This window comes from Pseudomonas atagonensis (assembly GCF_011369485.1).
Classification (GTDB): Bacteria; Pseudomonadota; Gammaproteobacteria; order Pseudomonadales; family Pseudomonadaceae; genus Aquipseudomonas; species Aquipseudomonas atagonensis.
In genome coordinates, this window is sequence record NZ_VXCA01000017.1 from 32796 (window position 1) to 59647 (window position 26852).

Here is a 26852-nt window from a genome sequence, read left to right on the forward strand (position 1 = left end):
TATTCCTGCCACGCCTATCAAACTGCTTTTCAGGTCTTTATTGGCCGCCCATCGGCAACCTTATACTCACCGGGCTCACCCCTCGTTCAATAAGGATGTTCCATGCCTCAACGTCTTTTACTCGCGGCGCTGTTCCTTGCCGTCGCCGGTTGTGCCAGCCCTCCTCCTGCTTCCGTTCATACTCATGACCCCGCCAGTTCGACCCTGCAAGGCGATGCCTCGCGGCCGGCGCAGGCGCAGTGGATTCGCACCGAGTTGTACTTTTCGGTGGGGTCGATTGATGGCAAGGCAGGTGCGGTCAGCCCTGCGCGCTGGCGCGAGTTTCTCGATCAGGAAGTCACCTCGCGGTTTCCCGACGGTTTCAGCGTCTTCGATGCGTACGGACAGTGGCGCGATCATGGGGCGAAAGAGCCGGAGCGGCTGAGCACCAAGGTCATTGTGATCCTGCATGAAAACAGCGCGAAGAATGCCGACAACATCGAAGCAATTCGCCTGGCGTACAAACGCATCACCGGAGATTTGTCGGTGCTGCGCTTGTCGCAACCGGCGCAGGTTTCGTTTTAGTCCGAGGCCTGTTCAAGAGTTCGCCGAGGCGTCAACGCCACGCGGCTCAACCCCGCCAGCAGCAATGCTCCCACCAGCAACACGCCAATCCCCAGAAACGCACCATACCCGACCACCGTCACGCTGGAATACAGCATGTACAGGCACAGCCCGAAAAACAGCAGCGGCAGCAGCGGATACAACGGCACTCTGACTGGCCGGGGTACTTTGGGAAAACGTCGGCGCAGGATGATCAGCGCCACGCTGCTCAGGCTCAGGAACAACCAGTACACCGGGGTCAGATACTCGACCATGGTGTTGAAACCGCTCTGGGTGAAACTGCCGAACAGCACCAGCAGCAACGCCACCGCACCTTCGGCGAGCAAGGCTTTGCGCGGCACGCCGTGGCGATCGTCCCAGGCGCCGAAGCTGCGCAGTTGCGGCACGTCGCGCGCGGCGGCGTAAGTGGTGCGGGCGCCGACCAGCAAGGTCGAGTTGATCGTGGCGATGGCCGCAATGCCGACCATCAGCAGGATCAACAGAACGCCGGGGGCACCGAACGCGCGGTTCAGCAGTTCCACCGCCGGCGCATTGCTGGCGGCCAGTCCTGCGAATCCCAGGCCCTGAACGAACGCCCAGTTCAACGCCAGATAGATCGCCATCAGCACGGTCAGCGCACCAATCATGGCGATGAAAATCCCTCGGCGACCGTCACGCACTTCCGCCGACAGCGTCGCCGCATCGCTCCAGCCGCCGAATGCCAGAAACACAAAAATCATCGCCGCCGAAAACCCGGCCATGCCCGTGTGTTGCGGGACGACTTCGATGCTTGGCGACGGAGGTTCGATACCCTGCCACGCCAGCCACACCCCGGCGCTGGCAATGCTCAAAAAGCCCAGCGCCAACAACCCCACCAGCAGGGTCTGAGTGATGAAGCCGATGTGTTTGCCGCTGAGGTTGAGCAGCACCAGCGCGGCAATCACCGTGCCGGCGAACAGCCCCGATCCGTATTGGCCCAGCGGCACCACGGCGTTGAAGTAGTCGGCAAACATGAAGGCCGACAAGGCAATCCACCCGGTGTGCATCACCGAGAACCGCGACCACGCGAAGAGAAATCCCATGCGCTCGCCGTAGGCCATGCGCAGAAAGTGGTAGTCGCCGCCGGGATGCGGAAACGCTGTGGCCATCTCGGCGAAACACAGCGCACCGATCATCGACGCCACCCCGCCCAGCACCCACACCAGATAGAAGTGCGCCGGCCCGACATTGAGCGCCACGGTCGGTGCGGTTTTCAGGATGTCGGTGGTGATCACCATGCCCAGCGTGATCAGCAACGCCTGAAACACCGGCAGGTGCCGGCCCGGCCCGGCGTCAGAAGCCATACGTGGCGCGGGCGTAGTAATACGCGCCGTTGGTGCCGATTGGCGAGAGCACGTCATACGGCAGGTTGCCGCCGTAATTGATCGCCGAGCCGGAGCGCTCCGGGTAGTTGTCGGTGAGGTTGTTGCCGCCCACGGCAATGTTGAATTTCGGGGTGAATTTGTAAGCCACCTCGGCGTCCAGTTGCCACACCGCGCCATAGGTCTGCTCGGGTTGCGAGTCACCGAAGTCGAACACCCGCGTGGTCTCGCCCTGTCGGGTCAGACGTCCGAGCAGCCCCCAATGTTCGCTCGCCCAGTTGGCGGAAAAAATCAAGCGATCCTTGGGCGCCGCGTCGGTCAGGGTGTTGGTTTCCTCGACACCGACCAGTGCGTCGTTGCCAATGCCCAGCGCGGTCAGCTGCGACGGCGTGCCTTTGGTGCTGGTGACTTTGGTGTGGTTGTAGGTGTACGCGGTGGTCAGGCCCAACTGCCCTTCGTAGAACGGCTGGTGGTAGTTGAGCACCAGTTCGGCGCCGTGGGTGCTGGTGTCGGCGGCGTTGGTGAAGAAGTTGACGTCGTGCACGCCGGCCACGCCGAAATTGTCGTTGATGTAGTTTTCCAGGGCGTCGCTGCCGATCCGCTGCGACAGGGTGATGCGGTCTTTGACGTCGATGCGGAACACGTCCAGCGACGCATCGAAGCGCTCGTTCAATTGGAAGGTGAGGCCGAGGCTGAAGTTCTTCGAGGTTTCCGGATCGAGTTTTTCCGCGCCGAGTGCACGGGCAATCGGGTCGTTGACCGAGAGCACGCGAATATCGGTCAGCGTGCCGCCGTCGCCAAAGTTGCTGGTGGTGTTCTGGAAGCCGCTTTGCGCCAGGGACGGCGCGCGGAAGTTGTTCGACACCGCCCCGCGCAACGCCCATTGCTCGGTCAGTTTGTAGCGACCACTGAGTTTGCCGGTGAGCTTGCTGCCGGCGTCGTCGTAATGCTCCCAGCGCGTTGCGGCGTCGACGAAGAAGCGATCGGTCAGATCACCGGACAGTTCGGCGTAGCTGCCGAACACGTTGCGATCCAGATCCGACTCTTCGCTCGGGCGCAGACCGTTCGCGCCATCGGCGCCGGAGCCGATGTAGGAAGCCTCGTCACCGGCGTAGGTCAGGTAGTTTTCGTAGCGGTACTCGCCCCCCACCGCGAGGACAAACGAGCGCTCGCCGAGGCGCAGTTCGCGGCTGAAATCGAGGTTGCCGGTGGTCTGACGCAGTTCATAATCGCCGGTGTCGAACTTCGTCGGCGAGTCTTCGCCGAGGCTGACATTCAGCGTGCGCCGGGTCGACGACTCAAAGCGGTTGCGGCCATGGGTGATGCTGCTGTCGAAGTCCCATTCATCGCCGATCAGGCCTTTGAAACCGGCGGTGGCGGAGATGTCCTTGTTGTCACCCAGTGACTGCGGCAAGTAGCCGTTGGGATAAAACTGCGGTTGCTCGTACGGATAGCGATAAAACTCCGCACCGGTGGTGTGGCGCTGGTTGTAGGTGCCAAAGCTGTACGCCTTGCCGCCGGCCAGCGGCAACTCACTGTTGAACCAGAGGTTGACGTCCCGCGCCAGACCGTCGCCCATCACGTAATTGCGCTGCCCCGGTGTGTCGGCGAAACCGTCGAAACCGGCGCGGTTGGTCGGGTTGCGATCCTTGTACTCGGTACCGCCGCGAATGAACCCGCCCTCCTCGCCGAGCCGCGTGCCGATCTTGGCGGTGGTCACGCTGTTCTGGCCGTCGGTGGTGGTCTTGTCGATGGCGTCCTGACGGGTGTGGTAAGCGCCATAACTGGTGGACACTTCGCCGCCCTCGGGAGCGTCATCGAGGATGATGTTGATGACCCCGGCAATCGCGTCGGAACCGTACTGTGCACCGGCGCCGTCGCGCAGCACTTCGATGCGTTTGATCGCGCTGATCGGGATCGAGTTGAAATCCACCGGTGCGGTGCCACGGCCGATCTTCGAGGAATCGTTGACCACCGCCGAGGTGTGACGGCGCTTGCCGTTGACCAGCACCAACACCTGATCCGGGCTCATGCCGCGCAATTGGGCCGCACGAATGTGGTCGGCACCGCCGGAGTTGGACTGGCGCGGCAGGCTGAAGGACGGCAACAGTGTCTGCAGCGCCGCGCCCAGTTCACCGTCCGCCGCCCCGGCCGTTTTGAGGTCTTCGGCGGTCAGCACATCGACCGGTACGGGTGAGTCCAGCACGGTGCGCGAAGTCCCCCGCGTACCGGTGACCAGCACGGTGCCCAGGCGCGATTCGTTGTCGACACTTGTCGTGGTTTCTTCGGCGTGTGCAGGAAGTTGCCAGATTGCACTGACGACGGCAGCGGCCAGTAATGAACGGGAACGGTAATACATGTAACAGCTCCTTTTATCGCAGCTAATACCCGGCCGTTGCCGACAATAAGGGTCGGCAATCAATGCACGGCAATGTCTGCTGTAGTTTTAAAAATCAGGAAGGCAGCGAAGGCTGTTGAAACGTTATGTGTGGATCGAGCGCGGTATCCCCGCAATACCTGGATTTCCCCCTTGAAGCCCGATGCTAGACGAGCGAAAGACTTTAGCAAAAGAACCAATAACACTTAGGTTAGATCGCACTTAGTGGCTGTTATCAGTCCAACACAAGTGTTGCTGAGCCAACAGCAAATCAAACTAACAATAACTAACTGAAACTTCGGCTTACTGGCGAAAGTGGTGATCCGTCAACAGTGGTCGAGACTGCACCGGCCTCTTCACGAGCAAGCCCGCTGCCACATTGGAATGCGATTAACCTGTGGGAGCGGGCTTGCTCGCGAAGGCGGTAGATCAGCCACTCTTTACTGTTCAGTTGGCGACAGGAATCCACGGCGCCCGCGCTACATTCGCCGTATCGCCAAACGCCGGGAGTTTCTGTGCCAGGTCGCGGACGTTCTTTACGTCAAGATCAAGCAACTGCTGGCGGGTGATGAGGGTCGGCGGCACCAGCACCTTCTGGCCCGGATTTTCCCCCGCGATAAGCAGCGCCAGACTGCGCACACTGATCGCTCCGGCCACTTGCGGATTGACCGCCGCCGTGGCGGCCCAGGCGCTGTCCGGTTCTTTCATGATCTGGATATCCGCGGTGGAGATGTCGGCGCTGTAGATCTTCACCTTGCTCGCCAGCCCAGCCTCATCCACGGCGATTTTCGCGCCTTTGGCGAACTCGTCGAACGGCGCGAAAATCACGCTGATCCCCGGATTGGCGCGCAGTACGGCACTGGCCTGATCGGCGACCGAATTGGCAATCGGCGGGTTGAGCGTGCCGAACCGTGCCTTCTCGATAATGCCCGGATTGGCTTTCTTCACCTGACTCCAGATCTCGTCACGGCGCTCCATCGGGGTGAAACCGCTGATGTAGACGTAACCGGCGTCGAAACGCGTGCCGTTGTCCTTGAGCGCTTGATCCAGCGCCAGACGTGCCAGCGCGTGGTGATCCTGTTCGACTTGAGTCACTTGCGGGGTATTCAAATCAACGTCAAACGCGACCACTTTGATGCCCTTGGCGATGGCCCGGTCAATCGGCCCCTTGAGGGTTTCCGCCAGACCGAGTTGCACGATGATCCCGTCCACGCCCAGATCAATCGCCTGATCGATCATCTCGCCCTGACTTGCCGCCTGCTGCCGCGCGTCGAACACCCGCAGATTGGCGCCCAGCGCCTCGCTTTGCTGCTCTACACCGCGCAGATAAGCCTCAGGGAAATCCCCGGAAAACAGATACCCGACCAATGCGATCTGCACCTGTCCCTTGTCGAACGGCGCGGGTGCACCGGGCAAGGCCTTGGCCTGAACGTTCAGGGCCAGCGCCGAGAGCAAAGCGCCGGCGAGGCAATGACGGGCGAATTGCTTGATTGAACCGTGCATACAACTTCCTTGACTGATAGCGGCTCAGCGCGCCCGATGCGCGAGGCCGAAGGTGAACATCAGGGCCAGCACCAATACCAGTCCCTTGACGAAATCCTGTGCGTAATACGGCGCGTTGAGCATGGTCAGACCGTTGAGCAGCGCGGCCACCAGCAACGCCCCGATCAGCGTGCCGAACGCGTTGGGCTTCTTCGCGCCGAGCACGGCAAAACCGATCAGTGCCGCGCCCAATGCATCCAGCACCAGACCGTTACCCGAGCTGACATCGCCACGCCCCAGACGCGCCGCGAGCAACAAACCACCCAACGACGCCAGGAGCGACGAGAGCGCGTAAGCCAGCAGTTTGAAGCGCTGCACCGGCGCGCCGGCCAGTCGCGCAGCCTGCTCATTGCCGCCGATGGCGTAGAACAATCGACCGATGCGCGTGCGTTCGAGGAACAGCCACACCGCCACGGCCACCACCGCCGTAATCAACACCGGCGTCGGCACCACGTCCCACAACCGCCCGCGCCCCAAGGCCAGAAACGCGGCACTGAATGCGCCCTCGGTTTCATCGCCGTTGGGCAACGTCATGCCCACCGCAATCGAGCGCCCGCCCGTGGGGATCAACTGCACACCAATCACCAGGAACATGCTGCCCAGCGTCGCGAGGATGTCGGGCACCCGCAGTTTGACGATCAGCCAGCCGTTGAGCAGCCCGACCAGCGCGCCGCCGGCCAGGCTGATCAACACTGCCGGCAGCGCTCCCCAGCCGAGTACCACCATCACGTAACTGGCGATCATCAGGCTCATCGCCGCCACCGCACCGATGGACAGGTCCAGCCCGCCCACCGCCATGGTCAGCGTCACGCCCAATGCCAGCAGCGCAACAATCGACACCGACTGCAAAATGCTGAACAGGTTGCCGACGCGCAGAAACGCCGGTTCGGCAACACTGAAAAAAACCACGATCAGCGCCAGCAGCCACAGCAGGCCGTAGCGGATCAACACTTGCAGCAAACGCTCGGCGGTGGCCGGTGCGCTCGCTGTCCATGAACTCGAATCAGGCACTCGCTCTGCTCCTTGGCGTAGTTTCAACAACGGAAGGGTCCAGCTCTGTTCCGGCGAGCGCCGCGACCAGAGTGGCGCGTTCGAGGCCGGCTCGCGGGTACTCGGCGACGACGGCGTGATCGCGCACCAGCACGATCCGGTCGGCGATTTCCAGGGCTTCGTCGACATCGGCGCAGATCACCAGCGTCGCCCGGCCGTGGGCACTGTCACGCAGCAGTTGGCCAATCTCACGACGAGCGCGGACGTCGACGCCCTGAAAGGGCTCGTCGAGGATCAACACCCGCCCTTCCCCGAGCAGCCAGCGCCCCAGCACGACTTTTTGCTGATTGCCACCGGACAACGCGCTCATCGGCACATCGATACCTGTGGTCTTGATCCCCAGCGCCGCAACTTGCGCTTCGACGGCGGCCGCTTCGGCGCGATTGCGGATAAAACCGGCGCGGCTGAAGCGTTCGAGAAACGGCAGGGTCAGCGTGCGTCGCAACGAGAAGTCCGGCACCAGCGACTGACTGGCGCGATCTTCAGCGGCGAAGAACACACCGCTGCGAATCGCTTCACGCGGCGAGCCCGCGCGCCAGTCGCGACCTTGCAGTTGCACGCTACCCGCAGCCGCCGTACGCAGGCCAAACAGCACTTCGGCAATCTCGCTTTTGCCCGCGCCGAGCAACCCGGTCAGCACCACCACTTCGTTTTCGTGCAAGGTCAGGTCGAAAGCCCTCGAGCGCGGCAAGATTTGCAGCGCGCTCAGTTTCAACACCTCTCGCCCCGCCAATCGCGGGTTGTAGTGATGTTCCGCCAGCGCCTGCCCGAGCATCGCTCTTACCGCGTCAGGCAACTGCTGAGCGCTGAACGCTCCGGCCAGCCGTCCATCGCGCAACACCACGGCGCGGTCGGCCACCCGTTGCAGATCGCTCAAACGATGGGAAATGTACAGAATCGCCACGCCACGGCCGCGCAAGGTATCGATCAACGCAAACAGGCGTTGCGCCTCGGCGTCCGACAAGGCTGCCGTCGGTTCATCGAGAATCAGCAAACGCGGTTGCAGGGCGAAGGCCCGGGCGAGCACCACCAATTGCCGTTCGGCCTGGCCCAGATGCTCGATCGGTTGCTCCAGCGGCAACGTCAGCCCCAGGCCTGCAGCAATGTTCGCCGCACGCTTCAGCAGGCGTTTGCGGTTGAGCCAGAAGTCGGCGTCGGGTTTGCACAGTTCATCGAGCAGCAGGTTTTCCGCCACGCTCAATCCCGGCGCGATGCCCTCGTTGATCTGCTGATGCACCGCGACTATCCCGACGCGCCGCGCCGACAACGGCGAAGCAAAATTCCGCAGCTGACCCTCAACCTGAATCTCGCCGGCATCAGCGGTCTGACTGCCGGCAAGAATCTTCACCAGCGTCGATTTCCCCGCGCCATTGGCGCCGAGCAGCGCCACCACTTCGGCGGGATAAATCTCCAGATCGACCCGCTCCAGCGCGCGGTTCGAGCCGAACACTTTGCTCAGGCCACGCACACGAATCAGTGGCTCGCGGGCCACGGCGACAGGCGCACTCATAAAATTCCTTAACGTCGATGGGCCAGTGAACGCACCAGCCGGTCGCCCAGGCTTTGCACGCCCTGCACGAGGATGACCAGCACCACCACGGTGGCGACCATCACTTCATTGTTGAAGCGCTGGTAGCCGTAACGGATCGCCAGATCACCGAGCCCGCCGCCACCGATGACGCCGGCCATCGACGAGAAACCGATCAGCATCACCAGGGTCAGGGTGATCCCCGCGAGCAGCGCCGGTAGCGCTTCCGGCAGCAAGACTGTGAAGATCACATGGCGAATGTCGCCGCCCATGGCAAGGATCGCTTCGATCCGGCCCTTGTCGACTTCATCCAGAGCGTTTTCGACGATGCGCGCAAAGAACGGGAATGCACCAATGGTGATCGGCACCACCGCAGCGGTGCTGCCCAGCGTGGTGCCGACCACCAGCCGCGTCAGCGGAATCAGCGCGATCAGCATCACCACGAACGGCAATGAGCGGCCGAGATTGACCAGACTGCTCAACAGCGCATTCAGCCGGCGCATCGGCAGCAATCCGTCGCGACGGCTGACAAACAGCAACACGCCGAGCGGCAAACCGATCAGCAACGTGAACCAGCCGGCGAGCAAGACCATGTACAGGGTTTCCCCGGTGGCGTTGAACACCAGTTGCAGGATTTCATGCCAGTTGATCGTGCGATTCATGATTGCGCCGCCCGTACCCCGTATTGCCGCAGAAAGCTCAGCCCTGGTGCGTCGTGGCCCAACGGTAATCCGCACGTGGGCCGCAGCGAACTGCCGAGCGTCGATTGCGGATCCGCCAGCAGTTTCGGCACCGGCCCGGCCTCGACCAGGCGCCCGTTGGCCATCAACACGGCGTGATCGCAAATCGACTTGACCACGTCCAGCTCGTGGGTGATCAGGACGATGGTCAGGCCCAGTTGCCGGTTGATGTCGCGCAACAATTCGAGAATCGACGCTGTGGTTTCCGGGTCGAGGGCGCTGGTCGCTTCATCCGATAACAGGTACGCCGGCTCCGCCGCCAACGCTCGGGCGATGCCAACTCGCTGTTTCTGGCCGCCGGACAATTGCGAGGGAAAGGACTGCGCCTTGTCGCTCAGACCGACCAGCGCCAGCAGTTCGCGCACCCGCGTATGGCGCCATGGTTTGCCGACATTGGCGATCTCCAGCGGCACCGCGATGTTGTCGAAGACGTTGCGCGAATGCAGCAGGTTGAAGCCCTGAAAAATCATGCCGATGCGCTGACGTTGCTGGCGCAGTTCGCTGTCAGACAGCGTCATGAGGTCAACGCCGTCGATCAGAATGCGCCCGCTGTCCGGTCGTTCGAGCAGATTGAGGCAGCGCAGCAGCGTCGATTTCCCCGCACCGCTGCGCCCGAGAATCCCGTAGACCGCGCCATCGGGGATGCTCAACGAAACCTGATCGAGTGCCGCCGACACGGCCGACGGATACGTCTTGCTCAACTGCTCGACGGCAATCATGGTTTGCCGCCCGCGACCGGGATCACCGAGCCGGCAAAGTTGTCGGTGATGTATTTGGCCACCTGTGGGGAGGTCAGATCCCTGGCCAGTTGCGCGATCCGTGGATCGTTCTCCAGTTTCGGCGTGGTCACCAGGATATTGGCGTAGGGATTGTGCTCGGCCTTCTCCAGCCCCAGCGCATCCCTGGCCGGCACCAGCCCGGCGTCCAGCGCGTAGTTGCCGTTGATCACCGCCAGATCGACATCGTCCAGCGAGCGCGGAATCTGTGGCGATTCGATCTCGAGAATCTTCAGCTGCCGGGGGTTTTCGGCGATGTCTTTGGGCGTGGCCTGATCCGCCGCCGGGTCGTTAAAACCGGGTTTGAGCTTGATCAGGCCGTTGTCCTGCAACAGGTACAGCGCTCGGCTCAGGTTGGTGACGTTGTTGGGCACGGCGACGGTGCCTTTTTGTGGCACGTCGGCGAAGCTTTTGTGTCGGCGCGAATAAATCCCCAGCGGCTCGATGTGCACGGTCGCCGCCACGGCGAGTTTTTCGCCGAGAGCCTGTTCCTGGGACTTCAGGTACGGCAGGTGCTGAAAGTAATTGGCATCGACGTCGCCGTGCACCAACAACTCGTTGGAGTTCACGCCGTTGGGGATTTCGATGACTTTGAGATTGAGCTGCGGATCGATTTTCTGGATATACGCGAGGATCTGCGCGTGGGGCACCGGGTCGGCCGCCACGCGCAACGGCTCCAGCGCCTGAACCGAAAATGACGTCACCAGCGCGCCGAGGACGGCGAGGGTCAAACCTGCTTTTTTCAACATGGGCGAAGTCCTTGAGCGAGTGAGCAATCAGGCGCTTTTGCGAACCGCAACCGGCGGCAGCAGCGCATCGGCATAAAAGCGCCGGGCGACATCGGGATGCGAGCGCAAACGGCCCTTGAGGTAGTTCCAGCCGACATCACGAAACAGCGGATTGAGCGGGTCACTCGCCGGCCCGCGCGCCTCGCGCAACAGCGCGGTCGGCAACGGATACAGCGGCACCACGGCGTCGAGTTGTGCACCGAGGAAGAACGCGACGGACAGGCGTTCGCTGCCCGCTGGCGGCGACACCACGCGGTGCACCGTAGCGCGCAGGTAGCCATTGGTCGCGAGTTCCAGCAGCTCACCGATGTTCACCACCAAGGTGTTTTCCCGAGGCAATGCATCGATCCAGCGGCCCTCTTCCACCTCGACCTGCAATCCGGCCTGCTGGTCCTGCAGGAGAAAGCTCAGAAATCCGGAATCCTTGTGCGCGCCGACACCCTGATGGCTCGCCCCGGCGGACTGGCCGGGATAGCGCATCAACTTGATGTGTTCATTGGGTTTGTCGCCATACAACTGATCGAAGGCGTCTGCCCGCAGTGCCAGCGCCTGGGCGAAGGCACGCAACAGACGCAACGACATGCGCGTCATTGCCTGTTGCCATTCAAGCAGCAGCGGTTTGAGTTCCGGCAACGCCGCCGGCCATTGATTGGGACCTTGCAGGCGCGCCCAGATCGGGCTGTTCTGATCCAGCGTCAACGCCTCGCGCTCGGCGCCCAGATCAAACTGTTCGCGCAGATCCGGCTGCCCGCGAGTGATCTCCGAAGCCGCACGGTTGTAACCGCGAAAGTGCGGCGAATGGATCATACCGACGGCAGTTTTTTCACTGTCGGGCAAGGCAAAGAACTGCCGCGCATGATCCTGCACTTTTCGCAGCAAAGCGCTGTCGATGCCGTGGCCGGTGAGGTAAAAGAAGCCGACGTCGCGCGCGGCGTGGCGCAAGCTTTCGAGAAATTCGTAACGCTGCGGCGCGGTGCCCTCGAACAAGGACAGGTCGAGGGTCGGTAATGCGGTGATGTCCAAGGTATGCGGCATGATTCACTCCCGTGTGAACCAAACCTGAAGAGCCCTGTGATCGATTCAGCGTGTGCCGTCATGGCAATCGGGAGGTCTGTCGGTTTGATGCGTTTGATTCGTCGTAGCCACAAAACTAAACGATCTTAAAAACACCGATCCAATATCTTTTTCGCATTACCTTAGGCATAAAAAAGCCCGACTGATCAAGCCGGGCCTTTCGTTGCTGTTGACGCGATCAGTAACGGCCAGGAACTGCAAGGGCCGTTACAGCCCGGCGAGCAACTCATCGCAACGTTGCTGATCCAGGCGCGTGTTCATGATGCAGATGCGCATCACCGTTTCGCCTTGCCAGCTCGACGAAACCACCAGGGCAATGCCGTCGCTCAGGCAGCCCTGTGCCCAGGCATCGTAATCCCGCGCTTGCCAACCCTCGCGCCGGAACAGGATCACGCTCAACCCGGATGCCTGTATCAGTTGCAACCGTGGGTGACGGGTAATCCGTTCGCGCAGACAAGCACTCAGCTCAAGGATCCGCTCCAGGGTTTGCCGGTAGGCGGCGCTGCCATGCACCGCCAGCGAAAACCACAAGGGCACGCCCCGCGCGCGCCGTGACAGATGAAACGCGTAATGCATCGGGTTGCATTGCCGTGATTCATTGATCTGTTCCAGATAGGAAGCGTCCTGAGTAAAAGCGGCGGTCACCGCGCCCGGTTTGGCATACAGCAGCGCACAACAGTCATAGGGTACGAACAGGCCTTTGTGCGGATCGATGATCAGTGAGTCCGCCAGTTCGATGCCGGAAAATTTTTCCCGCACACCCGGCACACATAAAAACGCCCCGCCATACGCCGCATCGACATGGAACCAGATGCCCTGCTGACGGGCGATCTGGCCGATCCCCAGCAGATCGTCGATGTGCCCCGCGTTGGTCGAACCGGCGACCGCCACCACCGCAACCACTTCGTCCAGACGCCCCTCGACCTGTAGCGCCGACAACGTGTGCGCCAATGCCGTTGCGGTCAAGCGCCCCAGGTCATCGGAGGCAACGATCACCACGTGCAGGTCGAGCAATCGGGCGCTGACGATGATTGAGGAATGCGCGCCCTCCGCTACCAGCAACAACCCGGCCCCCATGCCGCCCCTCTCGCGGTAGCGATGCCGCGCCGCCACCAGCGCGGAAAAATTGCCGGCAGTGCCACCACTGACGAAACATCCCATGGCCGCAGCGGGCAAACCGGCAAGATCAGCCAACCAGCGCAAGGCCTGGTTCTCGGCCCAGATCAGGCCAGCCCCGCCGAGCCATCCGGAACCGATCATGCCACTGGCCGAGAGCAAGCCGTCCATCAGCGCCGCAGCCGGGGTTGGTGAAGCACCGATGTAGGCCAGATAACCCGGGTGATCGGTGGGCACCCCTTGCTGGCTAAGCAGGCTGGCGTACAAATCGAGCGCCTGAGGCAGGCCAATGCCGGCTTCGCAGATCGACTGCCCCACAGCCCGCTCGGCCGCCAAGGTGATCTGTTCCGCTTCCTGCGGCGCGGCGAGCTTGCCGCGTGGCCGCGTCAAGGCCTGGCGCAGTGCGGCCAGCATGAGTTCGATATCTGCGGGGGCCATAGCGCCCTCGCCGATGCACGGTAGTTCAAGCGCAGTGCCTGACAATTGCAGAGTCATGGTGGTCACGTCCTTGTCTGTTTCAGGCAAATCGCGGGTAATGGCGCCGCACGATCGTGTAGTCGGCCTGACGGTACTGCCGACATTCGAAGTCGGCGTGTCCGTTCAGGTATTCGGTCACTGTACTGCCGAGCGCACCGGCCGCTGCGACATGCTCAAGCGCCAGACGCACGCACTCGCCAAAATCCGGGGTGGCATGCGGGCACAAGGTGATCACAGCGGTTCCAGTGAGCAGTGCATCAAACTCTTCGACCACGCAGTCATCGGCCACCAGATAGAGCGCCCCGGGTTGCGCGCGGCGACGGATCTCGTCTGCCACCGCTACATGCGAGCCCATCAAGGCGCAGATTGCCCGGCCCTCCACTGGCGCCGTGAAAGCCGTCAGCTGCGCGCGCAAGGCGACGGCCAGTCGTTGCCCGTATGCCGATCCATCGGTCCAGAATTCCTCGATGCACAGCGAATGACGATTCAGATAATCGGCCATGACCAGCACTTGGCGCTCTTCGCTGGCACACAAGCGGAAGGCGCCGACGGACTGGCACAGATCCGGGGCGGTGGCCGCCGGCAGTAACAGGGCCACGCCGGCGTCCTGATAAAGCCGGCCTGCTGCCCTGGCACACTCGCTGTTGAAATGGCCGATGACCACCTCGGCGCCGGCGTCCAGCAGACGTTGCGCCGCCTTGATCGCCACCGTCGGATCGGCAGCATCGTCCTCCCACAACAAGGGCAGCGCGCTACCGTGCGCGGCCCGGCGCAACCACTCGCCATAGGCCGCCCGCGGCCCGCTCAGTGGCCCGACGATACCGACCGGGCGCGCAGGTGTGACGCGGCGCATCTAGGCCTGACCCGGCATCAGTTGCGCCAACGCTTCGGCCGACACGCGCGGCAGTTCCAGGCGCGGGTGCACAGCCAGGGCATGGCCGGTAGCGAAGAATGTGCTCGCTAGCTGCGGGTCACGATCAGGCTCGTCAAGATTGAGCAATTCACTCAATTGCTGGCTGAGGTCCGGCATCAACGCAGAGGTAGCAAACGCCAGCCAACGCGCGGTCAGCGCCTGCAGAGCCAACGACGAACGGGCGTGGTTGGACAGCGATTGCCCGGGTGCACTGAGCAGATAATCCTGCGCCGCACTGAAGCGCGACACCCGGTCGATGACCTGCGCCACCTGTTCAGCCATGCGCAACGGCGAGAACGTCGCCGTCGCGCAAGCCTGCTGGTAGCCCTCCATCCATTGGCGCAATTCGTCGTGGTAGATTTTCTGATCGCTCAGCCAGGCTCCGGGCTCCGGCACCTTGCCGCCGTGTGGTGCCAGCCGCGCCTGCAAGCGCTGCATCCAGGCGCTCAACTTGTTCGGGAACAGATCGTTGATGCGTTCGCTGATCTGCGCCACGGTGAAGTTGCTGCGCATGCCTTCAGGACGGGTCAGCATCAGGGCCATGCGTGCGTAGTCACTGCCGGTCTCAGCGAGAAAATCCTTGCCCCAGATCAGGTGGCGACGGCTGGTGGAAAACTTGCTGCCGTCCAGATCCAGCAATTCGTTGACCACATGATGTCGCGGCGGAGTCAGGCCCAGCGCCAGGTAGACCGCCGGGAACAACAGCGTGTGGTAGTAAGCGTTGTCAAAGCCATAACAATGGACGATGTCCATGGCGCCGGAGTAGCACGTCGCCGCTTTTGCAAAGCGGTCTTCACCTTGCACCGGCAGCTCGCTGGCGCCCCAGAGATAACCGAAAGCCATTTCAAACCAGACATACATCACCTGATCCTGCATCGACGGCAACCGGTGGCGAATGCCCCAGTCACTGCGATGGCTGATACAAATATCAGGCAGCCCCTGGGTCAGCATGGTGTGACAGAGCTGATAAACATGCGCTGGCATGTTGGCCGTCTGCACATATTTGGCCAGTTCGTCGGCCAAGGCACTCAAGCGGAAAAACAGTCGGGTTTCGATCCGCAGCTGCGGCTGGCGGCCATCGCGTTTGACCCGAGGTTGAGTGAGGTCAGTACACTGGTTCGGCTGGCCGCAAGCCTCGCAGGCGTTACCATCACTGCTCTCGCCGCAGTGCGGGCAACCGCCATTGAGAAATGCCTCATGCAACGCATTACCCTGATCATCGACGAACACCGGGGTGTCCTTGGCGTAAATCAATCCCTGTTCGTGCAGGCGCTGCAGGTAATGGTGCGCGAAGTCGGCATATTCACCCTGGTTGTCCGGCGTGATGAACAGATCCATGTCGATGCCGTAGCCTTGCCAGGTCTCGCGGATCGCTTGCGCATAGTGGTCGGCGCAGGCGCTCGGGGCGATGTTTTCCTTGGCTGCGCAGGTCAACACATACGTCTGATTGTCGTCGCGACCACTGCCATAAAACACCTTGGCACCGCGGTTGCTCAGCACTCGCTTGAGGACATCGCCGGCAATGTACGGGCCCGACAAGTGACCCAGATGCAAATCGCCGTTGGGCGTGGGTGGCGTGGAGAAAATCAGCGTATCGATAGCCGGCTCCGGCGCGCTCCGTGCTGGCTTGCCGGCATCCCAATACAGCGAGTGAAAATGCAGTGGTTCGCGGTCACTGAGGTTGCGAATAGTGTGTGATTCGAAGCGCTGGCAGTGCACCGCATCGCCCGCATTGACCTCAAGCGTTTCCTGCGCGGTGCAGACCAGACCATGGCCTGCGGTGAAAACAAACAGCTCGTCTTCGAAATGGTTGTGCGGCTGGCTCTCCTCGCCCGGCGCCAGCGTGCAGCCCATCAAGTTAAGTGCTGTGCCAGGCAAATCCACCACCCGCGAGTCGACGTTGTAGAAGCGCTTGCTCGGGGAAAACATGTTGATCTTTTTCATGCTGCGTTCTCTCTATCCTTGAGTAATGACATCGGCAAGTTGACTGGCGACGTGCGGCGCCATTTTGAAACCACCACCACTGAACCCAGAGGCGACCAGCACACCACCGGGCAATCCCGGTTGCTCACCGAGCAGACCAATCGGTTGTTCGCTGTAGCAGTCGCTGTGACACAGCGCGCCTTCCACCGACGCTGCCTGCAACCACGGGAACCGTCGTTGACCCTGCTCGCGGGTCAGTTGTGCATGACTCTGCTCGGCAGCCACATAGCCCTGGCTGGCAGGCACGCGTTGACCGGTGGGGTAACCGACGTAGAAACCACCGGTCAACGCGCACCAGCGACCATTGAGTTGGTGGGTGTCGTCGATGAAACAGGGAGCACTGGCCAAGGCCCTCTCCCCCTTGAAGCGCGTGACCTGAATGTGCTGATTCCACAGCCCGAACGAATGGCCGAACTGGCGAATGAGAAACTCACTGGTGCCGTTGCCCATGGCGACGATCACCCGGGGAGCTTCGTAGTTGCCGTTGGACGTCAGTACACCGATGGCCTGCCGGCTCACGGGATCGACACGGATGGCGTGAACCTTGACCGCGTCGTGGTAAATGCCACCCCGGTCGATGGAGGAGCGCACCAGATACTGCAGCGTCGGCTTCGCCTCCATGTAGCCAGAGCCGGGTTCGAACAAGGCCAGCTCAGCAGCGATCGGCATCGTCGGGTATTGGCGAGCCAACGCCTCGGCATCGAGCAGTTGAGCGTCGACGCCTTCCTGTTCGAGCCAGCCCTGCATTTCGGCCAGGGCGTGCGGCTCGGCAAAATGCAGATAACCGGTCTGTGCGAACGGCACCTGGCCTTGCGAGTCGTGCGCCAGCCGACGATAAAAGTGGTAGCCCTGCGCAGCGGCACGGGTCGCCTGCTGCGAGGCGTGCGCCACCCGCACGATGCACCCGGAAGCCCCGGTGACACCGCTGCCCAACTGGCGATCGTCGATCAGCAGGCAACGTTTGCCGGCGGCGCTCAACACGTTAAAACAGGTGGCACCGATGATGCCCGCCCCGACGATGATCACATCAAACGGCTTTCTCATAGTGCCTCCGCTTCAAGGCGACTTTGAGGTCGTCGACGATTTCCCCGGCCCGAATGGCCATGTTCGAAATCAGTGTCGCGCTCAAGCCGTGAGAGTCCTCGGCAACGCCGGTGGAGTACAGCAGCGGCGCGGCTTCGCCCTGAAACGCAAGACGGTAATGGCGCGATACACGTGTCATCCCTTCATCGCGAATCAACCGGGCTGCCAGTGCGGGGCTCAAGACACCGGCGATGCTGCGCGGACGAAAACCCGTGGCACAGACCAGGTAATCGCAATGAATGGTCTGGACTTCGTTGCTCATCTGGCGGGCAAACGTCACCTCGACGTTGTTGTCCTGGACGAGCGTCGATTGCAGGCGGCTCATGCGCTCAAGTATCAGCCGCTGCTGCCCGCTGACCTCATCGTCATACCAGTTGCGATACAGCTTTTCGATCAGCGCCATGTCGACGGCGGAGTAATTGGTGGAAGCATGGGTGCGCAGGATGTGCTTGCGCACATGCGGTGCGGCAGCATGAAAGTCGTCGACCACATCGGCGTTGAATATTTCATTGACGAACGGGCTGTCATCCGCGGGCGTGTAGCCGTAGCGCGCCATGATTGCGGTCACCCGCATCGCCGGGTGAGTCTCCAGCAGGTACTCCACCGCCTCGGCAGCACTCTGCCCGCCACCGACCACGACACAATGGCTGTCGGCCTTTAAAGGCGTGTCTTGCAGATGGGCGAGCAAGTGATGAACGTGAGTGATGCGTTCATTGGCCTGTACGCCGTCAGGCAACTGCGGTTCAAGGCCCAGCGAATGCACCACCGAGCGCGCCAGTACTGACGTCGTGGTGTCGCCGACCTGCATCTCGACCCTGAACAATGGCGAACCGTCGCGGTCGATTCCGCCTTCGCTGATATTGACCACGCGGTGCCCATAGAACACCTGATCGCTGAACTCAGCGGCGCACCAGCTCAGGTAATCGTGAAACTCGAGACGTCCCGGAAAAAAGTCTTTCTTGTTCGAGAACGCGGCGATGCGGCCTTTAGTGTGCAGGTAATTGACGAAGGTGAAATGGCTGCGCGGATTGCGAAAACTGGCGAGGTCCTTGAGAAAAGACACTTGCATGGTCGCATTCTTGAACAACATCCCTCTGTGCCAGCCGAAGCCGGGTGCGCTGTCGAGGAAGATCACTTCCAGTTCTGGCGCCATTTCCTGCAGGGCAATCGCGAGCGAAATGTTCGAGGGGCCGAAACCTATCCCCACCACATCATGAATTTTTTGCTTGCAAGGGCTTCTGACCAAATCGGTTGCAAAACTCATTCGAACTCCTTTTCTACAGAATTTCAGGCTGCGCGAGGCCGCAGGCAGGTCATCGCACGGCGACGGCCCCTGGGCGGTTTTAAAATGGGTGGTACCGGTATGACTAAGGGTTACGCGAACTCAAAGGCATCGTGGTGGTTGAGTGCCTGCAACCTGGCGATGTCCTCGTCCAGCGCAAGCGGATCAGGGTTGCGCAAAAAAATCGTACAACCGTAAGTCGTTCCGTCCGTGGTGACGGCCACGTCCTGACCGAGCGCCGGCTCGGCGAAGTAGTGGCTGAAGCTTGCCAATGCACGAACTTCACGGTCGAAGCGCAACGCCTTGATCCGGCCCTGACGGGTAATCAGGAAAGAGTAATCGGCCACTGCGGTTGCCGGTGTCAGGCGCCTGCCCGGATCATCCGGCTGCTGCCAACAGTCCTGCTGGCTCGGCCAGCCACCTAGCCGGCACAGCTGCGGCAACGGTGTGCTCGCCAGGCGCGGCGACAACTTGACCAGTCGCGCGCCGCCGGCGGCGGTGATCACCAGTTCGGCATGCAAAGGCCCTTGCAACATTCCCAATTCAGCCGCAACCGCTGCCAGGCGCGGTATCAGCCCGACAGGTAATGCAGCTACGTTCAGACTGGTCACGGCCGTGAGGTGCCGGCGCCCCTGCAAGTCTTGCGTGTGGCAGCGCCAGGCATCACTGACGGTGAACTGACCGGCATCGAATACGCCATTGATGAACACCGGATAACCGCTTTCGTGCACATGAATCAGGAACGGTCCGGGCGACTCGCGCAGCAATTCGGCGGCCTCGCTGGCACTGACGCCCTCCCCCCACAGCAACACGGCCGAGCCGCGCGAGCGCGGCGAGCGCGCCGGACGCACCACCCAACCGCGGCCATCGTCGGGCGGCAGTTGGTCAAGTGACGCCAACTGTTGCCCCTCGAACGCCAGCTCAGAGGCGAAGCGCTTGATCGCCAGATGTTGCACGCACTTGTCATAGAACACCGCCGGTTGGCAGTCGGGCGCAAAGAAACCGGCGGCGATGTTGGCGGGCATCACTTGGCGCAGCTCCTCGTCATCGCAAGACAAGCGATAACGCGTCGGCGGAACACGCCGCGCCGTGATCGGGCTGATCATTGCAGGCTCTCGCGGGTCGGGCCGCGAAAATGCACGGCGTCGATGTGACAGCTGCGAGGCTGGGTCAGCACGAAACGCATGGTTTCCCAGATGGATCGGCCGTTGAGCAGTTTGCTGTGCGGATCGATCGCAGCATCCAGACCCGTCACTTCAAAGTCCGGCGGATAAAAACCGGTGACACGGATCTGCTCACTGGCCAGGTGGTGACCCAGGTTCTGGCAGAAACCACTCAGACCATGCTTGGCCGCAAAAAACGCAGGATGGGCAATGGAGTCAGTGAACTGCGGCACGCCACAGACCGACACCATGGCCATGATGTCGGCAGCCGTTGAACGGCGCAGACTCGGCAGCAGTGCCCGAGTCAGCATGATCGAACCGGTCAGACCGGAGTTGATGGTCGAGGTGATGTCCTCGTCGCTGTCCGCTTCACCCAGCATCCCTTCCAGCCATTGCGCTGCACTGAGCACAAGAATATCAATGGGCTGCGCGTCTTCCTGCAGACGTTCGGCGAATGCCCGCACCGAGGCGGCGTCGGCAATATCGCATTGGTAAGCCCGGGCCGATCCGCCTTCGCTCTGGATGATTTCGCACGTGGCTTGCGCGCTGCAAAGCTGGCGCGCACAGAGGTCGACATGGGCACCCTCGCGCGCCAGCCAGACCGAGACCGCTTGACCGAAATCACGGCCGCCACCGGTCACAACAACACGTTTCTTGTTCAACATGATTAACCACCTTTAAGTAGCGAGCCGTCAGAGACCTGGATGCGGCACCGTGCAGCTACCGGAAATGTTCTGCCGATACAGCTGATCGACGATGTAGTCGGCAGCATGTTCTGCCCAAATGGCTGGCGAGATGTATTGCTCATGCTCATCCGGCAGACAGATTGAAAGCATCTCGGTGTTGACCCCGTTGCCCGGGTCGAGGGCCACGGCTCCAACCCCATCCGGCAAGTCGGCAATGAGCGAGCCGATCAGCCCCTCAACCGCGAACTTGCTGGCACAGTATGGCGCCAGGCCCCAAGACGCCGATCGCCCCCAGCCCGAGCTGATCGCAATAAACAGTCCCTGACGGCGATCGAGCATCGCCGGCATGAAGGCATGCAGAGTGTTGACCACACCGAGCACGTTGACCTGCATCACTCGCTGCCAATCCTCCACAGCGATTTCCCACGCTGGCTTGCGGGCAGTGATGACGCCAGCGTTGCAGACAACAATGTCCATCGCGCCGTCGCGACTCACCGCCTGCGCGAACTCCAGCATCTCGCCAGGCTCGGTGACCGAGGCGTTGAACAACAAAGGATTGGCTTGCGCGCCTGACTCCGCATCCACTGCCAGCTGACATCCGTAGATCTGATGACCGCGTGCTGCCAGTGCCTGACTCAGGGCTTTGCCTAACCCGCGACTGACACCTGTAATGGCGATCCTGAGCGACTTCCTGGTGTTCATACTGAGTAATCCTCCTTGACGATCTGACAGGCCGTACCGAAATGTACGACCGGGTTGTCCGGCAGCAAATCAGGCACCTCGACAGCACAATAATTGGCAGGCCATTTGGCGCTAAGCGTAGAACGATCAACCAGCGCATGACCGCTGACAAAAATGAATGGCACCTTGCACGCGATGGCCGCCTCGGCGTCAGCCACCGCGTCCCCCAGAAACACTGCCTGGGCTGGCGCGCAATCATGCTGTTGAAGCAAGGCATTGATGGCGGCGACCTTCGCCGTCGGCGAACCGATAATCCGCGCCATGTAACGATCGATGCCATTGATGCCCAGCGCTTCGGTGATCTCCTCTTCCTTGCCGCCACTCACCACAAAGCAGAGCAATCCCTGCGCTTGTAACAAGGCCAGCAACTGCGGCGCACCGTTGACCACTGGCGAAGCGCAGTAGTGCCTGCGCAGGTAGTGTTCGTAACGGGCAATGCTGTTAACGACGAAGTCTCTGGCGTCCGGCCCGCAGGGCGCGATCAGTTGCTCGAAAGCTTCAAAGTGCCAATGCCGTGGCCGCCCGAAATTGAGCCTGAAGCTTTCCTTGCAATGGTCGCGCAGTGCCTGCGGGTAATGCGCCAGCGCATGATCGACAGCCGCCAGCTTCACGCTGTTGGAGTCGAGCAATACGCCGTCGCAATCGAAGAACACCAGCTTCTTGCCCGCCATGACATCGCCAAGCTTGAACCTGGTCATAAGCGTGTCCTGTGCTCACATGTATTGGTTGAGAATGCTCATGTCGAACTTGTGCGATCCGCCATGCCCGGCAATCCTGCCGATAATGTCGTTGCGCTGAAGGCCGGTCAGTGGCGCGCCTTCAAACAGTTTCTGGGCATAGGTCGGGTGGACGTTGTGTCGGGCCTGGCAACGATAGGTCGGCGAATACCCCCAGTTCGCCACCTGACGTAACGGCTCGATATGCTCGGCCAGAAAGCGCTCGCACGACGCCTGCGCAGGGCTTTCACCTTTGAGCAGCGCCAGGGTTTCGGTTGGTGCGTTGCCCGCGCCCCGGCCGATCCCGGAAAAGGTGCCATCGGCAAATCGCGCCCCTGCCCCCAACGCTGCATGGGTGTTGGCCACAGCCAACCCATAATTGTCGTGAGCGTGAAAGCCCAGTGGCAGCGCCGTCATCTCTGTCGTCTGGTGGAACAGCCGATGAACCTGCTCGGGCACCATGCGCCCGAAACTGTCGGCGAAATACAGCGCTGCGAGCGGTTCACCGTCCAGACCACGAACGATCCGCGCCAGCTCATTGCTCGGCAGCTCACCGATTTGCATCAGGTTGAGCATCACCTGCAAACCATTGCCACTCAGTGCGCGGGCCAGCGCCAGGCTGGCGTCGACCTCATTGCTCTTGGCCGCGATGCGCAGAATATCGATGCGAAACGGTGCTCGTTCGATGGCAGCCAGAATCAATTGCGCAGCTGTCTCGGGCGCTTGTGCGACGATCTGTCCGGCATCGATCATGACCGTCACCTTCATCGAACCGGGATTGACCAACGCGCGTTGCTGCTCGGTCAGCGACTCCGGCAGCGCCTTGTAAGAGCCTTTGCATGAAGTAGCGCCAGCGGGATCGAGATTCAGATAGCCGAGTTCGACGATGTCCACGCCAGTGGCCTGGCAAGTACCGAAGTACTGCCGAGCCATGGCATCGGAAAACCGCCAATCGGTCTGGAACCCACCATCACGGAAGGTGCAATCCATTAACGCGAATGACTGTCTCCGATCGGTCATTTTTGCTTGCCTGCCTTTTCGACGGTCCAGTCGTACACCTGCTCCAGGCGCCACCAGTTCAACTCAGTGTGGTTGCCGGCGATGCGCTTCAACAGCGGATTCTGCTCACCGTGCATCTGGTCATCCCAAGCCTGCACCGCCGGATGGAAAGACAAGGCATGGCTGAAGTCGCGCAGCGGGTCAAAATGCTCGTGGGCTTCTACCTGCATGAACAATGTTCTCGGTGGCAACAGATAAATCGACATACGTTGAAGACCGATTTCTCGCAGAACTCCGTGGTCGCCAGCAATTTGCTCTGGTACTTGGCGATGTAACTGCTTATACAACTCCACGGCTTCTTGACTGGTCAGTTCAATGGAAAAACCAAAACGCTTCATGAGTAACTTCCTTATTACTGGGTGACGAATTCAAGTAGTTGGTCATAGACCTTTTCGACTTCGCGAAGAGTTTCCGGGTCCATGCTGAAATCCACCGGCGGGCGGATCAATGTATTGCTCATCAGTCGACGGCGTTTAAGCAGGTGTTTCGACAACTGCAAGTAACAGTCAATGCTCGCCATCATGTGACACATCAAATAAGACAACGGGTAGCCAATCGCGCGAGCGAGTTTTTCATCGCCAGCTTTCAAGGCATTCCACAGCGCTACCGTTATCTCGGCAATCTCCGTGGCTGGAATCACCCCGGCCAGACCTCGCTGATAGGTGTCGACCAGCATCATGCCGCCGTCACCTTCGAAGATCCGTGCCTGGCCCCCAGTGGCATCACGCAATAGCGACACCTTTGGCGCCGTCGGTGCGGATTCAGGCTTGAACTGCACCTTCTGTGGCCCGAATGCCTCAAGCAAACGCGCTTGTACCGCGATCGACATCGGGCGTTTGGCCAAGGATTTGGCGTGATGTACCAGCACCGGGATCCGCACGCTTTCGATCACATTGGCGAAATACACATACATCTGCTCGTCATCGAGCGCCCACATCGACGGGTGCATGACCAACAGCGCGTCGCAACCGGCCTGCTCAGCCTGTCTGGAGTATTCCACCGCCTGAGCAATGCTTTCGCCACCCGTACTCATGATCGCCAGGCCCTTGTCGCCGGTTTGCTCGGCGATCAATTCCGCGAGTCGAAAACGCTCGCTGGCAGTCAGGCGCGACACCTCGGAAATCTGCCCGATGACCACGCCGTCGCAGCCCGTGTGCAAGATGTGCTCGATCTGCAGACGCAAGGCTGAAGTATCCAGAGAAAGGTCAGTGTTGTAAGGGAGAATGGCGACCGGGAGGACACCTTGGATGGGAGCTTTCGTCATGCCTGATATTCCTTATCAAAGTTCGACATCAAAGACTAATAGCGCAACTAAATTGTCATCTCGACCTTTAAAAAAACAGACCGAGTATCGGCATTCGCCATACAAAAATCGTCCGAATAACGAAGCAGTTAGTTTAACTAACCGGTACATGAACAATTAATAAATCTTCGACAGCGATGTCCTTATTCCCACATTTTTTATGCAACTTAGCGAACTTGGAAGCCGCGGCGAAGTTACTGGCGAGAGCGATCACTTGTCCAATATGTAGTTATTTCAAATTATTTCAGTACCTCTAAGCACAGAATATAAATCCTGCCTGAAAACAAATATTTCAACTTATTTCTAACATGTAACTAAATTTGTTTTTGTTATTCGCCAAATAATGTCCGCGCGCGTTACTACTTCGTCGACAGTAACGCTTCCAGTACTTTTCGAAAAAAAAATGCCGCTTGAATAGCGGCATGGCAGGAAGGCTTGGCAATGACCGTAGCGTGAATCCGGCGGTCACCCTGAACGTTCGGACGGCACTCGATCTTCAACACTAAGGATCAACCCGGACTCCCATCAGCATCAGCTCTAGGGTTTGCAGCGATTGGGTCAGACGTTCAGCGCCATCGTCCGAACGTGCAATCCACAGCGATGCTTCGGTCAGCGCCCCGTAGACCAATCGCGCCAGCGCTTCTGCATCGATCGCCCGCACCACGCCCACGACCTGCAGATGTTGCAGAATGTCTCGCATCGAAGCGATGCAGTGCTGCTGCTCCTCGACCGAAACCGCGCCGAGTACCGCAGGGGCTTCCTGCAATACGATGCGCTGGATATCTTTTTCCTGGGCCATTTCCAGAAAAGCGCGGCAGCGACCCCAAAACCCCTCCCACTCATCCGGTCTCGCATCGGAAATTGCCGACAGGCGTGCCTCCATCTCGGCATCAATTTGTTCGACCACCGCTGCCAGCAGCCCCTTTTTGTCACCGAAATGGTGATAGAGCGCGCCTCGGGTCAAGCCCGCTCCGGCCGTGAAATCATCCATCGAAGCCTGAGCGTAGCCCAGGCGCGTAAAGGCCTCACGGCCTGCGCAAAGCAATCTGGCGCGGGTATCTTCGACCATCTCGGCACGGTTTCGACGAACCACGGAGCACTCCTCAAATGATTTGACATACGCGGCGTACGTCAATAAATTCCCTTCGCATACGCGGCGTATGCATTTTCGACGCTCACGCAATGGCAGGCAAGTAATCAGCTCAGGAGAGCGAGCGCAGATGGTTAATCCGTACGGTGAACTGTTCACCCGCCCCGGCACTCACGGTTTTGCTCTGGCCGGTCTGATTGCCCGCTTTCCACTGGCCATGGCCGGTATCGGCATCATCACCATGCTGGCGATGATGCGCGACAACTACGCGCTGGCCGGCGCCGTGGCGGCGACCTTTGCCCTGACACTCGCCGTGCTGGCACCACAAATCTCGCGGATGGTAGACCGTTTTGGCCAACGCAAGGTACTTCCCGGCGCCGCTGCCGTCAGTTGCGCCGGGCTGGTTGCTCTGCCGACCTGCGCCTACTGGCAATTGCCGGACTGGAGCCTGTTTATCGGTGCCGTGATGTCGGGTTTCATGCCCAGCATGTCCGCAATGTCACGGGCACGCTGGACACTGATCTACCGCGGCACACCAAAACTCAACACCGCTTATGCACTGGAATCGGTACTGGACGAAGTCACCTTTATCGTCGGCCCCCCGTTGGCGGTTGGCCTCAGTGTGGCGTTATTTCCCCAGGCTGGCCCGTTGGTGACAGCTTTGTTGCTGGCCATCGGCGTGTACGCCTTCGTCCTCCAGCGAAGCACCGAACCTCCGGTACAAGCGCTGTCCGGCGCACGACAGTTGTCAATGATTCGCCTGAGCGGTATTCGCATTCTCGCGTTGTTGATGGTGGCGATGGGCATGATCGTCGGCACGATCGACGTGGTCGCCGTGGCATTTGCCCAATCTCAAGGCCAACCGGTCGCCGCGAGCATTGTGTTGTCGGCGTATGCCTTGGGTTCCTGTGTCGCCGGCCTGGCATTCGGTGCAATGAAACTGCAAGTGCCGTTGGCACGTCTGTTTCTCTGCTGCGGTGTGGCGACTGCCGTGACTACCTTACCGTTGTTGCTGGCGAGCAATGTACTCGGCTTGACGCTGGCAGTGCTGGTGGCGGGCATATTTTTCGCCCCGACCCTGATCGTGGCGATGACGCTGGCCGAACAGATGGTCGCGCCAGAACGGCTGACCGAAGCACTGACCTGGCTGATTTCCGGACTGGGTGTCGGTGTCGCCTTGGGTGCCGCGGCGACAGGCCAGGTGGTGGATGAACTGGGTGCGCGTCAGGGAGCCGTGATTGCGCTGGTGGCAGGCATGACGGTGCTTGGCATTGCCCTTTACGGCCATCGACGCTTGAAGCCAGATGTGATCACGGCGGCACAACCGGCATGAAAAAGTGAAGTCACTGGTGGTGCACAGCGTCATCTTATAGCCATCTGACGTGTAAATCTCAGGCACTCGTCAACCAGTCGGTTACCGAT

The 26852-nt window shown here is 60.8% G+C and carries 24 protein-coding genes; 2 read left to right on the top strand and 22 right to left on the bottom strand.

Annotation, left to right across the window (positions count from 1 at the left end; genetic code table 11):
• Positions 1–102 precede the first annotated feature (102 nt).
• Complete coding sequence (locus F2P67_RS12065; protein WP_166220599.1) at positions 103–564, top strand: DUF3574 domain-containing protein; 462 nt, start codon at positions 103–105, stop codon at positions 562–564.
• Here the strand turns inward: F2P67_RS12065 and F2P67_RS12070 are convergent.
• From F2P67_RS12070 to F2P67_RS12175, 22 genes are all read right to left on the bottom strand, one after another.
• A complete protein-coding gene (locus F2P67_RS12070; RefSeq protein ID WP_166220601.1) occupies positions 561–1925 on the bottom strand; it encodes an APC family permease in 1365 nt (454 codons plus the stop codon). The two genes, F2P67_RS12065 and F2P67_RS12070, sit on opposite strands and share 4 nt — an antisense overlap.
• The gene (locus F2P67_RS12075) at positions 1915–4302 is read right to left on the bottom strand and encodes a TonB-dependent receptor plug domain-containing protein (RefSeq protein WP_166220604.1); all 2388 of its coding nucleotides are present in this window, start codon (positions 4300–4302) and stop codon (positions 1915–1917) included. Before F2P67_RS12075 ends, F2P67_RS12070 begins: the two co-directional genes overlap by 11 nt.
• Positions 4303–4767: 465 nt before the next feature.
• Complete coding sequence (locus F2P67_RS12080; RefSeq protein ID WP_166220606.1) at positions 4768–5823, bottom strand: substrate-binding domain-containing protein; 1056 nt, start codon at positions 5821–5823, stop codon at positions 4768–4770.
• Between the two features lie 24 nt (positions 5824–5847).
• Positions 5848–6873 carry an ABC transporter permease subunit gene (locus F2P67_RS12085; RefSeq protein ID WP_166220608.1) on the bottom strand — a complete coding sequence of 342 codons (1026 nt, stop codon included), beginning with the start codon at positions 6871–6873 and terminating at the stop codon, positions 5848–5850.
• Positions 6866–8422: a sugar ABC transporter ATP-binding protein gene (locus F2P67_RS12090; protein WP_166220611.1), complete on the bottom strand. Its 1557-nt coding sequence runs from the start codon at positions 8420–8422 to the stop codon at positions 6866–6868. The genes F2P67_RS12085 and F2P67_RS12090 overlap by 8 nt, the downstream gene beginning before the upstream one ends.
• A gap of 8 nt (positions 8423–8430) precedes the next feature.
• Complete coding sequence (locus F2P67_RS12095; RefSeq protein WP_166220613.1) at positions 8431–9102, bottom strand: methionine ABC transporter permease; 672 nt, start codon at positions 9100–9102, stop codon at positions 8431–8433.
• Positions 9099–9899, bottom strand: coding sequence for a methionine ABC transporter ATP-binding protein (locus tag F2P67_RS12100; RefSeq protein WP_166220615.1), 801 nt, complete (start codon positions 9897–9899; stop codon positions 9099–9101). Before F2P67_RS12100 ends, F2P67_RS12095 begins: the two co-directional genes overlap by 4 nt.
• The gene (locus F2P67_RS12105; RefSeq protein ID WP_166220617.1) at positions 9896–10705 is read right to left on the bottom strand and encodes a MetQ/NlpA family ABC transporter substrate-binding protein; all 810 of its coding nucleotides are present in this window, start codon (positions 10703–10705) and stop codon (positions 9896–9898) included. The genes F2P67_RS12100 and F2P67_RS12105 overlap by 4 nt, the downstream gene beginning before the upstream one ends.
• A 27-nt stretch (positions 10706–10732) precedes the next feature.
• Positions 10733–11779, bottom strand: a complete 1047-nt coding sequence (locus F2P67_RS12110; protein ID WP_166220619.1) for an isopenicillin N synthase family dioxygenase — start codon at positions 11777–11779, stop codon at positions 10733–10735.
• A gap of 246 nt (positions 11780–12025) precedes the next feature.
• Positions 12026–13429: a pyridoxal phosphate-dependent decarboxylase family protein gene (locus F2P67_RS12115; protein WP_166220621.1), complete on the bottom strand. Its 1404-nt coding sequence runs from the start codon at positions 13427–13429 to the stop codon at positions 12026–12028.
• A 22-nt stretch (positions 13430–13451) separates the two neighbouring features.
• On the bottom strand, positions 13452–14264 hold the full coding sequence (locus F2P67_RS12120; protein ID WP_166220623.1) for an ABC transporter substrate-binding protein: 813 nt from the start codon (positions 14262–14264) through the stop codon (positions 13452–13454).
• Complete coding sequence (locus F2P67_RS12125) at positions 14265–16268, bottom strand: class I tRNA ligase family protein (RefSeq protein ID WP_246226493.1); 2004 nt, start codon at positions 16266–16268, stop codon at positions 14265–14267. It lies immediately after the preceding gene.
• A gap of 12 nt (positions 16269–16280) precedes the next feature.
• Positions 16281–17351: an NAD(P)/FAD-dependent oxidoreductase gene (locus F2P67_RS12130; RefSeq protein ID WP_166220625.1), complete on the bottom strand. Its 1071-nt coding sequence runs from the start codon at positions 17349–17351 to the stop codon at positions 16281–16283.
• Positions 17335–18654 (bottom strand): lysine N(6)-hydroxylase/L-ornithine N(5)-oxygenase family protein, encoded by a 1320-nt coding sequence (locus F2P67_RS12135; RefSeq protein WP_166220627.1) that lies wholly within the window; start codon positions 18652–18654, stop codon positions 17335–17337. The genes F2P67_RS12130 and F2P67_RS12135 overlap by 17 nt, the downstream gene beginning before the upstream one ends.
• A 110-nt stretch (positions 18655–18764) precedes the next feature.
• Positions 18765–19778, bottom strand: a complete 1014-nt coding sequence (locus tag F2P67_RS12140; protein WP_166220629.1) for a hypothetical protein — start codon at positions 19776–19778, stop codon at positions 18765–18767.
• Positions 19775–20500: an SDR family oxidoreductase gene (locus F2P67_RS12145; RefSeq protein ID WP_166220631.1), complete on the bottom strand. Its 726-nt coding sequence runs from the start codon at positions 20498–20500 to the stop codon at positions 19775–19777. The genes F2P67_RS12140 and F2P67_RS12145 overlap by 4 nt, the downstream gene beginning before the upstream one ends.
• A gap of 27 nt (positions 20501–20527) precedes the next feature.
• A complete protein-coding gene (locus F2P67_RS12150; RefSeq protein ID WP_166220633.1) occupies positions 20528–21223 on the bottom strand; it encodes an SDR family oxidoreductase in 696 nt (231 codons plus the stop codon).
• Positions 21220–21960, bottom strand: a complete 741-nt coding sequence (locus F2P67_RS12155) for an HAD family hydrolase (protein WP_166220635.1) — start codon at positions 21958–21960, stop codon at positions 21220–21222. Before F2P67_RS12155 ends, F2P67_RS12150 begins: the two co-directional genes overlap by 4 nt.
• A gap of 15 nt (positions 21961–21975) precedes the next feature.
• Complete coding sequence (locus tag F2P67_RS12160; RefSeq protein ID WP_166220637.1) at positions 21976–22998, bottom strand: beta/alpha barrel domain-containing protein; 1023 nt, start codon at positions 22996–22998, stop codon at positions 21976–21978.
• Positions 22995–23375 carry an L-rhamnose mutarotase gene (locus F2P67_RS12165; protein ID WP_166220639.1) on the bottom strand — a complete coding sequence of 127 codons (381 nt, stop codon included), beginning with the start codon at positions 23373–23375 and terminating at the stop codon, positions 22995–22997. Before F2P67_RS12165 ends, F2P67_RS12160 begins: the two co-directional genes overlap by 4 nt.
• A gap of 14 nt (positions 23376–23389) precedes the next feature.
• Positions 23390–24301, bottom strand: coding sequence for a dihydrodipicolinate synthase family protein (locus tag F2P67_RS12170; RefSeq protein ID WP_166220641.1), 912 nt, complete (start codon positions 24299–24301; stop codon positions 23390–23392).
• 541 nt (positions 24302–24842) lie between these two features.
• The gene (locus tag F2P67_RS12175; protein ID WP_218583279.1) at positions 24843–25409 is read right to left on the bottom strand and encodes a TetR/AcrR family transcriptional regulator; all 567 of its coding nucleotides are present in this window, start codon (positions 25407–25409) and stop codon (positions 24843–24845) included.
• A gap of 151 nt (positions 25410–25560) precedes the next feature.
• Here F2P67_RS12175 and F2P67_RS12180 point away from each other — a divergent pair, with 151 nt between their 5' ends.
• Positions 25561–26763 carry an MFS transporter gene (locus tag F2P67_RS12180; protein ID WP_166220645.1) on the top strand — a complete coding sequence of 401 codons (1203 nt, stop codon included), beginning with the start codon at positions 25561–25563 and terminating at the stop codon, positions 26761–26763.
• The last annotated feature ends 89 nt before the right edge of the window (positions 26764–26852 follow it).